The 13342-nt window shown below is 70.1% G+C and carries 12 protein-coding genes; 5 read left to right on the top strand and 7 right to left on the bottom strand.

Going from position 1 to position 13342, the window contains the following annotated elements:
- Positions 1-9 precede the first annotated feature (9 nt).
- Positions 10-777, bottom strand: a complete 768-nt coding sequence (locus ACFV6H_RS31875; protein WP_385549256.1) for a TetR/AcrR family transcriptional regulator — start codon at positions 775-777, stop codon at positions 10-12.
- Between the two features lie 232 nt (positions 778-1009).
- On the opposite strand from ACFV6H_RS31875, the gene ACFV6H_RS31880 reads away from it, so the two are divergent.
- Positions 1010-3088 carry a SpoIIE family protein phosphatase gene (locus ACFV6H_RS31880; protein WP_385549259.1) on the top strand — a complete coding sequence of 693 codons (2079 nt, stop codon included), beginning with the start codon at positions 1010-1012 and terminating at the stop codon, positions 3086-3088.
- A gap of 117 nt (positions 3089-3205) precedes the next feature.
- Here the strand turns inward: ACFV6H_RS31880 and ACFV6H_RS31885 are convergent, their stop codons facing one another.
- Entirely contained in the window at positions 3206-3439 is a 234-nt protein-coding gene (locus ACFV6H_RS31885) for a hypothetical protein (RefSeq protein WP_093601808.1), read from the bottom strand.
- 128 nt (positions 3440-3567) lie between these two features.
- On the bottom strand, positions 3568-4482 hold the full coding sequence (locus ACFV6H_RS31890; RefSeq protein WP_385549262.1) for an ABC transporter substrate-binding protein: 915 nt from the start codon (positions 4480-4482) through the stop codon (positions 3568-3570).
- 305 nt (positions 4483-4787) lie between these two features.
- Between ACFV6H_RS31890 and ACFV6H_RS31895 the strand changes: the two genes are divergently transcribed.
- The 4 genes from ACFV6H_RS31895 (at position 4788) to ACFV6H_RS31910 (ending at position 8185) form a co-directional block, all read left to right on the top strand.
- Complete coding sequence (locus ACFV6H_RS31895; protein ID WP_384790882.1) at positions 4788-5273, top strand: cation:proton antiporter regulatory subunit; 486 nt, start codon at positions 4788-4790, stop codon at positions 5271-5273.
- Positions 5274-5279: 6 nt separating this feature from the next.
- A complete protein-coding gene (locus ACFV6H_RS31900) occupies positions 5280-6536 on the top strand; it encodes a cation:proton antiporter (RefSeq protein ID WP_385549265.1) in 1257 nt (418 codons plus the stop codon).
- 211 nt (positions 6537-6747) lie between these two features.
- Complete coding sequence (locus ACFV6H_RS31905) at positions 6748-7173, top strand: BlaI/MecI/CopY family transcriptional regulator (protein ID WP_256098099.1); 426 nt, start codon at positions 6748-6750, stop codon at positions 7171-7173.
- 4 nt (positions 7174-7177) lie between these two features.
- The gene (locus ACFV6H_RS31910; RefSeq protein ID WP_385549269.1) at positions 7178-8185 is read left to right on the top strand and encodes a M56 family metallopeptidase; all 1008 of its coding nucleotides are present in this window, start codon (positions 7178-7180) and stop codon (positions 8183-8185) included.
- A gap of 38 nt (positions 8186-8223) precedes the next feature.
- Here the strand turns inward: ACFV6H_RS31910 and ACFV6H_RS31915 are convergent, their stop codons facing one another.
- The 4 genes from ACFV6H_RS31915 to dhaK all read right to left on the bottom strand — a co-directional run bounded on the left by ACFV6H_RS31915 (position 8224) and on the right by dhaK (position 11988).
- Positions 8224-9711 (bottom strand): FAD-dependent oxidoreductase, encoded by a 1488-nt coding sequence (locus tag ACFV6H_RS31915; protein WP_385549272.1) that lies wholly within the window; start codon positions 9709-9711, stop codon positions 8224-8226.
- 137 nt (positions 9712-9848) lie between these two features.
- Positions 9849-10259 carry a PTS-dependent dihydroxyacetone kinase phosphotransferase subunit DhaM gene (locus ACFV6H_RS31920; RefSeq protein WP_093600558.1) on the bottom strand — a complete coding sequence of 137 codons (411 nt, stop codon included), beginning with the start codon at positions 10257-10259 and terminating at the stop codon, positions 9849-9851.
- Positions 10256-10813 (bottom strand): dihydroxyacetone kinase subunit DhaL, encoded by a 558-nt coding sequence (gene dhaL / locus ACFV6H_RS31925; RefSeq protein WP_385549291.1) that lies wholly within the window; start codon positions 10811-10813, stop codon positions 10256-10258. The genes ACFV6H_RS31920 and dhaL overlap by 4 nt, the downstream gene beginning before the upstream one ends.
- A gap of 182 nt (positions 10814-10995) precedes the next feature.
- Entirely contained in the window at positions 10996-11988 is a 993-nt protein-coding gene (dhaK, locus tag ACFV6H_RS31930; protein WP_384987182.1) for a dihydroxyacetone kinase subunit DhaK, read from the bottom strand.
- Between the last annotated feature and the right edge of the window lie 1354 nt (positions 11989-13342).

Genomic DNA, 13342 nt, shown 5'->3' on the forward strand with positions numbered 1-13342 from the left:
GAAACATCGTCATGACATGTCGTCGGACACGGCCTGGGAGATCACAGCGGCATCATCCGTGTTCGCCACGCGCTCCAGCCACTCGGACAACAGCGCGGTCTCGGCGGCGGTCAGGGCCGACGGCGGTGACTGGCGCAGCAGCGCTCCGAGCCGGGCCGCCGCCACCGGAGTCTCGGCGCCGGATCCGTCGGGAGTGGCGGACGCGCCGTCCGGAGCCTGGTCGTACATCGCCTCGGAGGTGAATACGGCGGCGTGCACCGCGTCGCGGACTCGCCGGGACATATCGGGATCGGTGAAGGTGGCGGGCCGGGAGACCAGCATCAGCGCCACGCCGACATTGGCCGACATGACCATCTGGGCGGCGAGTTCGGGCGAGATCCGCAGCAGTCCGCGGGCCGCCGCGCGTTCCAGATCACGGGCGAGGATCCGATGCGACTCCAGCGCCGAGGCGGGCGGCTTCCGCATCGAGGGAGAGTTCATCAGCCGGTACAGATTCGGGTTCGCCAGTGCGAACGCGACATGGGTGTCCCAGCCGTCGCGCAGATCCCGGATCGGGTCGGTGGTGCCCGGTTCGCGGAGCCGCTTGGTCGCCAGATAGGTGTCGAAGCCGTAGTCGACGACGGCGGAGAGGAGTCCCTCCTTGTCACCGAACTGCCGGTAGAGCACCGGCGCGCCGACCTGGGCAGCCTCACAGACCGCCCGAGTGGAGATGTCACCGTTCGGCGACTTCGCCAGCAGCTCGGCGGCCACCTCCAGAATGCGCGTTCGCGTGCTCATGAGAGGGATGTTATCAACAAGGCGTAGCGTTGCTTATGCGTATATGTATTCATCGTTACGCTCTTGCCGTCGCGGCCTGTCGGCGGTGGACGCGGTGTTCCTGCATGGCTCCGAGGCGTGATTGCGGCCATTGCGGTGATTTGCCGGGAAAGTTAGGCTTCAAGCTTGGACGGACGAGTCCTGGCGACCGGGTGACCGACGGGGTTCCGGGCCCATCTCCGGAGCGGGGCGCATGGCAGGACGCAATCGGGACCGCAGTGGGGACCGGAACCGATCGGTGATCGGTGCCGATGAGAAGCTCGCGCTCAATCGCGTGGGCAGCTTCGACTGGGATCTGGAGAGCGGCCTCCTGGATCTGGACGCGGTGGCCCTCGACGTATTCGATCTGCGGCCCGGCGAGTACGACGGTACGGGAGAGTCCCTGCTGCCGCGCATCCCGCACGAGGAGCGCGTACGTCTCGAAGCCGTCGTGGACGCGGCGGTCCGGCACGGCCGGTCGTCGTACAGCTCGTACTTCCAACTGCTGCGCCGTACCGGTATGCGGCAGTGGACGCATACGCGCGGGCGGATCCTGCGCGACGAGCTGGGGCACGCGTACCGCGTCGTCGGGATCGTCCGCGACGCGACGGCGGATCTGACGGAGTCATGTCTGGCCGGTCCCGGCGACATGGGCCGCGACGGGCTGAACACCCTGGTGCAGAGGACCACGGAAGCCTTGTCCAGAGCGGTCACCGTGGACGATGTCGCCGCCGTACTGACCGGCGTCGGCGGACTGGAGCGCTTCGGCGCCGACGGACTCGCGCTCGGTCTGGTCGAGGGCGGCACTCTGAGACTGATCGCGCTGTCCGGCGAGTCCATGGATGTACTGGACGATCTGCGGCTGCACCGTCTCGACGGAACGCTGCCGCTCGCCGAGTCCGTCCTGAACCAGCGGCCACGCTTTGTCACCTCGCTCAGCGATCTCGTCGTCGACCGCTTCCCGAAGCTGCGGCCGTATGTCCGCAGACTCGGATTCAACGCGGCGGCCTTCCTGCCGCTGATCGCCCAGGCCCGCTCCATCGGCTGTCTCGCGCTCTTCTACCGGCGGCGTACGCACTTCTCGGCCGAGACCCGCTCGCTGTGTCTGGGCCTGGCCGGGATCGTGGCGCAGTCCCTCCAGCGCGCCATCCTCTTCGACCAGGAACGCGAGTTCGCGACCGGCCTCCAGGCCTCCATGCTGCCCCGAGACATCCCGGAGTTTCCCGGCGCCGAGATCGCGGTGCGCTACCACGCGGCATGGAGCGGCAGAGAGGTCGGCGGCGACTGGTACGACGTGATCGCGCTGCCCAGGAACCGCGTCGGCGTGGTCGTCGGCGACGTCCAGGGCCATGACACCCACGCCGCCGCCATCATGGGACAGCTACGGATCGCCCTGCGCGCCTTCGCGGGCGAGGGCCACACACCGGCGACCGTCCTCGCGCGCGCCTCGCGCTTTCTCGCGGAGCTCGACACCGAACGCTTCGCGACCTGCACCTATGCCCAGGTGGACCTGGGCACCGGTGTCGTACGAGCCGTACGGGCCGGCCATCTCGGCCCGCTCATCCGCCACACCGACGGCAGAACCGGCTGGCCCAATCTGCGAGGCGGGCTCCCGCTGGGCTTCGCCACGACCTTCGGCCATGAGGACTTTCCCGAGACCCGGCTCGATCTGGTGCCCGGCGAGACGCTGGTGCTCTGCACCGACGGACTGGTCGAGGAGCCAGGCCGCGATATCTCGGCCGGCATGGACACGCTCGCCGACATCGTCAGAACCGGGCCGGGCGCGGCGAGCGCGCTGGCCGACCATCTCTCGGACCGTCTCTGGGAGCGCTGGGGGACCGGTGACGATGTGGCGCTGCTGGTGCTGCGCCGCCGTCCCGACCGCGGCACGGACCACGCGCCGCGTATCCACCAGTACGTCCATCAGGCGGACCCGGAAGGGCTGGTCGAGACGCGCGCCGTGCTGCGTCAGGCCCTGGCGGACTGGGACCTGACGGCGCTGATCGACGATGTCGAGCTGGCGGCGGGTGAACTGCTGGTCAATGTGCTGCTGCACACCGAGAGCGGCGCGGTGCTGACCTTGGAGGTCCTGCCGGAGCCGGTCCGCCGCGTACGTCTCTGGGTCAAGGACCGCTCCAGCGTCTGGCCCCGCCGCCGCACGCCCGGCGAGGCGGCGACCTCCGGCAGAGGGCTGCTGATGGTGGACGCCGTGGCCGCGCGCTGGGGAGTCGAGCCACGGGGCGACGGAAAGGCGGTCTGGTGCGAGTTCGAGCCGGATACCGTCCGGTGCTGAACTCGGGAACGCTGCTCTTCGCGGGAGCGCTGCTCTTGCAAAGCAGATGTCAGGGGAACGGCCGACCGCCCCCTGCGCGTCGGCGCAGAGGGCGGATCATCAGCGGTGGAACGGAGCTCAGATGTCCAGGAAGCCGAACCATCCGCCGGCCTTGTGCGACGAGTGGGCGCCCTCGGTGATTCCCGCGGGCCCGCCCAGGTTGTGGTAGTAACCCGCGGCACCTTCCTTGTGGAAGCCACCGGCCGCCACGGTCGCGTCGTCGTGACCTTCACAGGCGAGGGCCGAACCGGCGCCACCGAGCAGAGCGGCGGCGGCAAGGGCGGTGGCGGCGAGCGCGGTACGGATACGCATGAGGAACTCCTACGTCAGGTGGTGGTGCGAACACCGCATGCGTGCCCCGGTGAACCCGTCCTCCGACCGGATCGCGGTCCATCCCATCCGAACAGCCTAATAAATCAGGACAAGTGGAAATATGTGCACTATGGAGCGTCGGTGCCATCGGCGGCGTCGGCGCCATTGGTGCCGTCGACGCCCTCCATGGCGTCCGCGAGGGTGTCGAGGAAGCGGGCGTGCGCAAGATGGCTGTACGGCGCCTCCGGATTCCACGGCGCGATCCGCGCCCGCTCCTCGACGGCGCGCCAGTGCGCACTGTCACGGAGCCGCGCGCGGGGCTCCGCGTTGGCGCGCACGTCGGTGAGCACGATGTCCGGCTCCAGGGCGGCGGCCTCGGACCAGCCGACCGTACGCCAGTTGGCACCGCCGCCCTCCTCGGGTTCGATCAGAGTTACGCCCAGCTCCCCGAGGGCCCGTAGATCCGGCCAGGTCAGAGGCCTGGCCAGATACGCCGTCGCCGGATCGGCGGCCGACAGCGCCAGCACCCTGGGCGCACCGGGCCGCGCCGCCGCGGTACGCAGCCGGGACTCGGCGCGGTCCAGTTCGGCCACCGCGGGCGGGCGAGGCGCGTCCAGCGAGCGGGCCAGCTCCGTGAACCGGTCCCTGATGCCGTCGAACGTACGGTCCTTGCCCACATCGAGGACGACCACGGGCAGCCGCTCCTCCAGACGCTTGGCCGCCTCCGGGTCGATGCCGTAGACCTGTCCGCCGCCGTAGCTGACGGCGACCACCAGATCCGGCTCCGCCGCGAGCAGGGCGTCCAGATCGAGGGCACTACCCGCACCGAAGTCGCGCAGCTCGCCGAGAGGCAGCTCGCCCGCCTTCGCCGGATCGGGGGCCGCGCCGTCGTGGTGGGAGCCGAAGACGCCCAGGGGACGCAACCCGTGGTCCCACAGGGTCGCGCCCGCCTGTATATAGGCCACCACCCGTGCCGGGCGGTTCGGTACGACGGTCAGATGGCCGCGGTCGTCAGTGAACTCCCAGCGGTTGCCCGGGTTCATGTCTCGCCTCGTTCCGCTTGTGATTCCGCTCGTTTTGGCGCGGTTTCCGTGTGCGGCGCCGGTACGCGCTGTTCGCGCGGGCGCCACCCACTGTCTGCCCACCTCGGACCGCGTGAACTCCCGCTCCACGGGCGCGTGAACTCCCGCTCTGCGGCCGTCCCGCCCGGTCCCACGGCCGAATGATGGAGAATCCCTGATCGTGGCGGGTGGCTCATCCGTCGCGCGTACCCAGGGGCCCGGGTCCTGTCCGACGGACAGGACCCGGCGCCCGAAGACCTCTCGGCACGCCCGTATGGAGCGTATTCATGGAGCCCACCGCTCATGTCAGCAAAACCGCCCTGCCCGGGGTCGGTACCCGTTACGACCTGAACACGGATGCCGGAAAGCATCTGTCGGTCGTCGTGCACCAGGACGGGCGGCGCATTCTCGCCTTCCACGATCCCGAGGACGACGACAACTGCAAGGACGCCGCGTCCCTCGCTCCGCACGAGGCGACCGCGCTCTCCAAGCTCCTGACGCCCGATCCCGTCGCCCATCTCCACCAGCACCTGGAGATCGACCTGGTCACCGAGCACATTCCGGTCACCAAGAGGTCGCCGTACGCGGGCCGCACGCTCGGCTCCGCCCAGGTGCGTACCCGGACCGGCGCCTCCATCGTGGCCGTTCTGCGCCGTACCGCAGCCTTTCCCTCGCCCACACCGGACTTCCGCTTCGCCTCGGGGGACACCCTCGTCGTCGTCGGTACCCGGGAAGGCGTCGACGCCGTCGCCGAACTGATCACCGGAGGATAAGCGCCCGTGCACGACACCACCGCACTGCTCATCGAACTCGGCTCCGTCATCCTGGTGCTGGGCATACTCGGCCGGCTCGCAGGCCGGGTGGGCTTCTCCGCGATCCCGCTCTATCTGCTCGCCGGACTCGCCTTCGGACATGGCGGACTGCTTCCGCTGAACGCCAGTGAGGAGTTCATCGCCACCGGCGCGGAGATTGGCGTCATTCTGCTGCTGCTCCTGCTCGGCCTCGAATACAGCGCCTCCGAACTCGTCAGCAATCTGAAGACCCAATATCCCTCGGGCATCGTCGACTTCGTCCTGAACGCCGTGCCGGGCGCGCTCGCCGCGCTGATCCTGGGCTGGGGTCCGGTCGCCGCGGTCGCCCTGGCCGGTGTGACATGGATCTCCTCCTCCGGAGTCATCGCCAAGGTCCTCGGCGATCTCGGCCGGCTCGGCAACCGCGAAACTCCCGTGATCCTCGGCGTCCTGGTGATAGAAGACCTCGCCATGGCGGTCTATCTGCCGCTGCTCACGGCCCTGCTCGCCGGACTCAGCCTCGCCAGCGGCAGCCTCACGCTGGCGATCTCGCTCGGTACGGTCGGCGCGGTCCTCTATCTGGCCCTGCGCCACGGCCGGCTGATCAGCCGTGCCGTCTCCAGCGACAACCCCGAGATGCTGCTGCTGGTCGTCCTCGGGCTGACGGTCCTGGTCGCCGGAGTGGCCCAGGAACTCCAGGTCTCCGCCGCCGTCGGCGCGTTCCTGGTCGGTATCGCGCTGTCCGGCGAGGTCGCCGAAGGCGCGCACAATCTGCTCGCGCCGCTGCGCGACCTGTTCGCCGCGGTCTTCTTCGTCTTCTTCGGGCTGAACACCGATCCGGCCGCCATCCCGCCGGTGCTGGTCCCGGCCCTGATCCTGGCGACGGTCACCACCGTGACGAAGATCGGCACCGGCTGGTACGCGGCGAAGCGCGCCGGAGTCCGAACGGCGGGCCGCTGGCGGACCGGCGGCACACTCGTGGCACGCGGCGAGTTCTCCATCGTCATCGCCGGACTCGCGGTCGGGGTCGAGCCCCGGATCGGGCCGCTGGCCACCGCGTATGTCCTGATCCTGGTGATCCTCGGCCCACTGGCCGCGCGCTGGACGGAGCCGCTGGCACGGCGTATCACCCGCAAGGTGAAGCCCGCTGCGTCTGCCGTGCCCGCTGGGCCTGCTGCGGAAACGCCCGCTTCGGAGGCGCCCGCGAGCGCGCCCGGAGCGACGGCTGGCGCCGCCGAGGCATGACAAGGCGGGGCACAGAACGCGCGCCCCGCGTCCTGTGCCCCTGTCGCGGCCGTGCCCGTCCCACGTCTGGTCGAGGCGGGCAGCGACCGTCATAGAATCTACAGCAGTGTAGAAGATCATGGGAGAGGCGCCCGTGGAAGCGCGCAGGCGCCGGGCTCAGTAGCATGAACGGCTGCCACGCGGCGCGGTCGCGCGGCTGGAGGGAGACATCGTGAGGGTGCACGGCGGTCCGGACGGCCGGGACGGTCCGGACGAGCGCCCGCGCCGGCGCGGCCAGGGCGAGCTGGAGTCCCTGGTACTCGCCGCGCTGCGGCAGGCGCCGGGGCCCGTCACGGCCGCCTGGGTGCAGGAACGGCTCGGCGGGGATCTCGCGTACACGACGGTGATGACCATCCTGACCCGGCTCCAGGCCAAACGCGCGGTCACCCGGGAGCGGGCCGGGCGCTCCTTCGAATGGCGTGCCGCCTCGGACGAGGCGGGGCTCGCCGCCCTGCGGATGCGGAAGGTGCTGGACGCGGAGGCGGACCGCGAGGCGGTCCTGGCCCGGTTCGTCACCGCGCTCTCCGCGGACGACGAACGGCTGCTGCGCGATCTGCTCGGCCTGCCCGAGGACCCCGAGGACGAGGCGGAGGGCTGACGGGGTGGGGGTGTTCGTCTTTCTGCCGCTCGTCCTGCCGCTGACCGCGCTGCCCGTCGCGCGCCTGGCCGAACTCCATCTCCATCCTCGTGTCGCCACCAGGCTGCTGTCCGGGCTGGCCGTTGTGCTCGCCCTGTGCAGCACGCTCTGTCTGGTGCTGCTGGTGGTGGTCGGTACGGCGCAACTGCCCGGCAATCCGCTGCCGGACGCCTGGTCCGATCCCGAGGTACGCGAGGCCGTCCCGTACGACGAGATCGCGGGGAAGGCGGCGATCGTCGCGCTCGCCGCGGTCGCCGTCGGCTGTGTGGCGGCGGCCGGACGCCATCGCCGGGTACGCCGCCATGCACACCGCGCCCTGGCCGGGCTGCCCGACGGCGAACTCGCCGTACTGACCGACAAGGCGCCGTACGCCTACGCGCTGCCCGGTTCCGCCGCAGGACAGCTGCCGGACGCGGGCGCGGGTGCCGGAAGTCGGCGAGGACGAGGGCGAGGGCGTGGACATGGCCGTGGGCGGGTTGTCGTGTCCACGGCCATGCTCGACTGTCTGGACACCCGGGAGCGTGCCGCGCTGGTCGCCCATGAGCAGGCTCATCTCAACGGAAGCCACCACCGGTATTTGCTGGCCGTACGGCTGGCCGCGCGCGCCAATCCGCTGCTGCGCCCGCTGCGCGCGGCGGTCGCCTACACGACTGAGCGATGGGCGGACGAGGAAGCGGCCCGGGTGACCGGCGAGCGTACGGTCGTGGCACGGGCCATCGGCAAGGCCGCGCTGGTCTCCCGCGGCACGCCCACACCGACACTGGCCGGTTTCGCCGCGCCTGGCCCGGTGCCGCGCCGAGTGGCGGCCCTGCTGGAGCCCGCGCCCTCCGCGGTGAACTGGTGGCCGTCGATGTCGACCGCGGTGGGCCTGGCCGTCTGGACGGCGGCAGCCGGAACGCTCGGCTCCGCGCTCTCCTCGGCGAACGCGACGGTCACTCTCTTTCTCCTACTGAAGACCGCCACACCTCTTTGATGACCTCTTTGACGACTACTGCTCTCTGACACGCGTGGTCAGTCGGCTCCGTGCTCCTTCCACAAGGGCGGCTCGGTGGGGGCCGGCCGGACGGGGCCGAACAGCGCCGCGCGTACGACACGCGGCGCGAACAGCACCGAGACCGGCGCCATCAGTGTGCTGGCCGCGCGGAACGCCTCTCCGACGACCGGATCGCCGGGCGCGCGCTGCACCACCCGGGCGAGATACCAGGCGGCGGGCCGGTTCACCAGCTGCGTCCGGGCCGCGTCGCCGCGTGCGCCCGGCAGCGCCCTGTCGGCCCCGGAGGCGATGTCCCAGGCCTGCCGTGAGGCCTTGAGCAGCGCGAGCTGCACCCGGCGTGTCGTGGGTGTACGGGCGGGATCGGCCAGCGTGTCGCGTAGCGCGACCGCGCCGAGCGCGGCAACCGCCATGCCCTGCCCGTACACCGGGTTGAAGGCGCACAGCGCGTCGCCCACGGCGAGGAAACCGGCCGGGCGTCGGCCCGGACGGTCGTACCGGCGCCGTACGTTGGCCGTCGCGCGGAAGGCGTGTACGCCGGACTCCGGCCGGGCCTTCATCAGCCAGTCGTGCAGCACCGGATGCGGGAGTTGAGCCGTGAACTCGGTGAACTCCTCCTCGTCGGAGGGCGGTTCGCTTCCGCGCAGGCCCGAGAGCGTGACGAGATGGAGGCCGCCCTCGATGGGGAGAGCGACGCCGCCACGGGCCTGGCCGCGCCCGGGGACGAAGTAGTAACCGACGCAGTCCGTCGTCCGGTCGGCGCTCCCACCGGCACTTCCGCCGACATTCCCGGAGTCATTCCCGTCGGGCTGACGGTAGAGCCTGGTCGCGTAGGCGAGCCCGGTGTCGAGCGTCTCCTCGTGCGGCGGTTCCGCGCCGATCGCGGCCAGCCAGTCGGGCGCGCGGGAGCCGCGTCCTGAGGCGTCCACGACCAGATCGGCGGTGAGCCGCCGTACGTCCTGACGGGTCTCGGCGCCGCGCTTGCGCACCTGTACTCCGCGGACACGGTGGGAGTCGCCCAGCAGTCCCACCGCCTCCGTGCCCTCCAGCACCGTGATCCGCCGCTCGGCCAGCACCCGGCGCCGTACCAGCCACTCCAGCAACGGCCTGGTACCGGTGAGGAGATGGGCGGTGGCGGCGGTGCGCCGGTAGTAGCGGTGGCTCTGCCACTGCACGAGGTCGCTGGGCAGGCCCACGCGCGGCGCGCCGTGCTCGCGCAGTTCGGCGACGATGCCCGGGAGCAGCTCGTCCAGCGCCCGCTGCCCGCCCTCCAGCAGGACATGGGTGTGGCGGCTCTGCGGGACACCCGCCCGTGGCTCGGGTCCTTCGGGCAGGCGGTCACGTTCGACGATGGTGACCCGGTCGGCATGGGCGCTCAGCACATGGGCCGTCAGCAGAGCCGCGACGCTGCCGCCGATGATCACGGCGTGGCGGGTCCGGCGGCCGGGGGAGCGGTACGGACCGTCCCCTTCCGCCCCAACGGTCTCCACGTCTGCCGCGTTCACCATGCTTGTCCCTCCGGAAGTCCTGTACCGACAACGGGCCTGCCGTGGCCGATCCGTGAGGGCTCAGTATCCCCGGGTGGCGATTCATGGATCACGACGACTGTGCGCCGTTCTCACCTTGTTCCGTAACCCCCCTCGCCTCACTCCTTGTGGTACTGGTACGCCTCCGTCGCCGCCGCCGCGACCGCGTTCAGATCTCCGCCCGCCGAGGCGGTGACGAGCGCGGCCACCGCTCCCTCGACGAACGGAGCGTCCACCAGCCGTGCCCCGTCCGGGAGTTCGTCGCCCTCGGCGAGCAGTGTCTTCACCGTCAACACGGCGCTGCCGAGATCCACCAGAATCGCTATGCCCGCGCCTCGGTCCACTTGCGCGGCGGCAGCCGAGATCAGCTCGGAGCTGGTGCCGAGTCCGCCGTCCGGAGTGCCTCCCGCCGCCGCCACCGGCGCGGTCGCGCCGCCTCCCGCCAGCCCTCGGGCCATCGCGGCGACGGCCTCCGCCACCGGTCCGCTGTGCGATACGAGCACGATGCCGACCGGCTTCTCGATGCTCATGGCGTCGCCTCCGCCGTGTCGGCGAGCGCGGCGATCAGCAGGGCCGAGGAGGTCGCGCCCGGATCCTGGTGCCCGATGCTGCGCTCGCCCAGATAACTCGCCCTGCCCTTCCGGGCCTGGAGGGGTACGGTGGCCAGGGCGCCCTTCTCCGCCGCCTCCGCCGCCGCCCTGAACGATGTGCCGAGCGCCTCGGCCGCCGGCTCCAGCGCGTCGATCATGGTCTTGTCCCCGGCCTTCGCTCCGCCGAGCTGGGCCACGGCCGCCACGCCGGCGCGCAGCGCCTCGGTGAACTGCTCGTGCGTGACCTCGGGAGCGTCACCGAGCGCCTTGCCCGTACGCCGTAGCAGCGTCCCGTAGAGCGGCCCCGACGCGCCGCCCACCGTGGAGATGAGCTGCCGTCCGGCCATGACCAGTACGGCTCCGGGGCCGGCCGGTGACTCCTTGCCCAGCTCGGTCATGACGGACCGGAAACCGCGCTGGAGATTGCTGCCGTGGTCGGCGTCGCCGATCGCCGAGTCCAGCTCGGTGAGCCGGCCGGCCTCACGCTCCACCATGGCGGTGGCGGCCGTCAGCCAGCGGCGGAAGAAGTCGGTGTCGAGCGTCCGGTCGGGTTTCTGATCGGTCACGTGAACTCCCTCGCCCGTGGATCGTGCCCTGCCGTGGTTCGTGCCCTGCCGTCCCAAGTTTCTGTGCCTGCCCTGCCGTCCCGGCCGGCCTTGCCTCTTCTTTGCCGTATTCAGCGGCCCCAGCGGAGCGCGGCCGTTTGCACCGGCGCGTCCCACAGGCGCAGTAGCTCCTCGTCCACCTGGCAGAGCGTCACCGAACAGCCCGCCATGTCGAGCGACGTCACATAGTTGCCGACGAGCGTACGGGCGACCGGGACGCCTCGCTCGGTCAGCACCCGCTGCACCTCGGCGTTGAATCCGTACAGCTCCAGCAGCGGTGTTCCGCCCATGCCGTTCACCAGGACGATCACCGGGCCGGAGGGCCGCAGATCCTCCACCACCGTGTGCACGGCGAAGTCGGCGATCTCACGCGAGGTCATCATCGCGCGCCGCTCGCGGCCGGGCTCGCCATGGATACCGATGCCCAGTTCCAGCTCTCCCTCGGGCAGATCGAAGGTCGGACTGCCCTTGGCGGGCGTGGTGACGGCGCTCAGGGCGACACCGAAACTCCGCGAGCGGTCATTCACCCGCCGGGCGATCGCCTCGACACGCTCCAGCGGCGCTCCCTCCTCGGCCGCCGCGCCCGCCAGCTTCTCCACGAACAGCGTCGCGCCCGTACCGCGCCGACCCGCGGTGTAAAGACTGTCCGTCACCGCCACATCATCGTTGACCAGCACTTTCGCGACCTGGATGCCTTCGTCCTCGGCCAGCTCGGCGGCCATGTCGAAGTTCAGGACGTCGCCGGTGTAGTTCTTGACGACGAACAGCACACCGGCGCCGCTGTCGACGGCGGCAGCGGCCCGCACCATCTGGTCGGGCACGGGCGAGGTGAACACCTCACCGGGACAGGCTGCGGAGAGCATCCCGGGCCCGACAAAACCTCCATGCAGCGGCTCATGCCCGGACCCACCTCCGGAGACCACCCCGACCTTCCCGGCGACGGGCGCGTCCCCGCGTACCACCACACGGTTCGCCACATCGACGGAGAGCTCCGGATGCGCCGCGGCCATCCCCCGAAGGGCATCCGCCACCACGGTCTCCGGCACATTGATCAGCATCTTCATGGGTGTCTCCCGGGTAGATTAGCAGCTATGCCTCTGACCATGGTTTTCGCAGGTCACATGTGCTGTGGTCACTCTGCGATCTTGGCGGTCCCCGGCGCTCCGAAGCGGCGTTCGGCGGTACTGATGCTGACCAGATGCTGACTTTTCTGACGCATGGTCAGCTCCTTCGGGCGCGGTTGAAGACGCTCTGCGGCGGTCCGCCGCTGGCATTCAGTATCGATCCAACAGCGCCGCGCGGCACGGCCTGCGGGACAAGGGTTTGCACGCGAGGGACACGTACATCCGTTCGGGTGAGACGGGGGTGCTTCTGGGAGCCGAAGGCTGGATGATCATTCCAACGGGCGATCCGCGGTGAGGAGTGAGAGCGTCCATGATCGCTGTGTGATGAACAATCCGGCCATCCCGGCGGAGGGGATCGACATCGAGATCGGGTATGCGGATATTGGCCGGCAGCCGAGTACTGATGCTGGAGGACGGGCGTGGGGCCGGGTGGCTCTGTGGGATGGCCGGGCATGGGGCAGTGGTCGCCGGGCAGTTCGTCGGGTGTGATGCCGAGGCGTTCCCGCACGATGCGGCGCATGTACTCGGGAGGGAAGAGGCGGTCGTCCCGGGCCAGCAGGACTCTTGTGGGCACGTCCAGCCGTGCGGGCGGTGGCCATGGCTTCGTGAACCGGGTCGTCCAGGTGCCGGGATCTATGCCTGCAGCATCACCAGCAGGTCCATGGCCACTACGTCATGGTCCCTCCACGCACCTCGGCCTCCAGTAGATGCCAGTACCACGGGCCGGACGCGGCACCGGGAATCGTCAGCGATCCCTTCGGTAGCGGACACCCTGCCTCAACACCGTCGCCCGGCCCGCCAGGACACGGCAGAAGAACGCCCCACCGACGGGTCGGCGCCGTCCCCAGCACCCAGGAGGACCTGGCCCACGCGGCGATGAGGCGAGAGCACCCATGATCATTGTGTGACGAACGATCCGAACACCCACGCGACCCCTCTCCATGTGAAGAACGACGGCTTGCTGAAGGAAGCCGCAGTTCGCTCCGTAGAGGCCGACCGCGGCGTCTTATCCCATACCACCCGCTAGGCGTACGCCGAGAGCCAACGAGATCTCGCGAGGCTGATGTGAACCGAGTTGGCTAGAGGTTGGAGGGTAGTGTGGCGACGAAGTTACCATCCGGCACGGAAAGTTACTTACTGTGAGCGCTGCTGTGGCCCCGTCGACTTCGGACTTCTACTGCCATCAGGCCATCTCTCGACTTACGAGTTGGTGCGTGATAGCGGGTGGGCCGTGTTTCGCCTGGTCGTGACCTGTTTTCAGACGTTGATGGTGCGGTCGGATACGAGGTTGGCG

It is taken from the genome of Streptomyces sp. NPDC059743, from assembly GCF_042732975.1.
Taxonomy (GTDB): Bacteria; Actinomycetota; Actinomycetes; order Streptomycetales; family Streptomycetaceae; genus Streptomyces.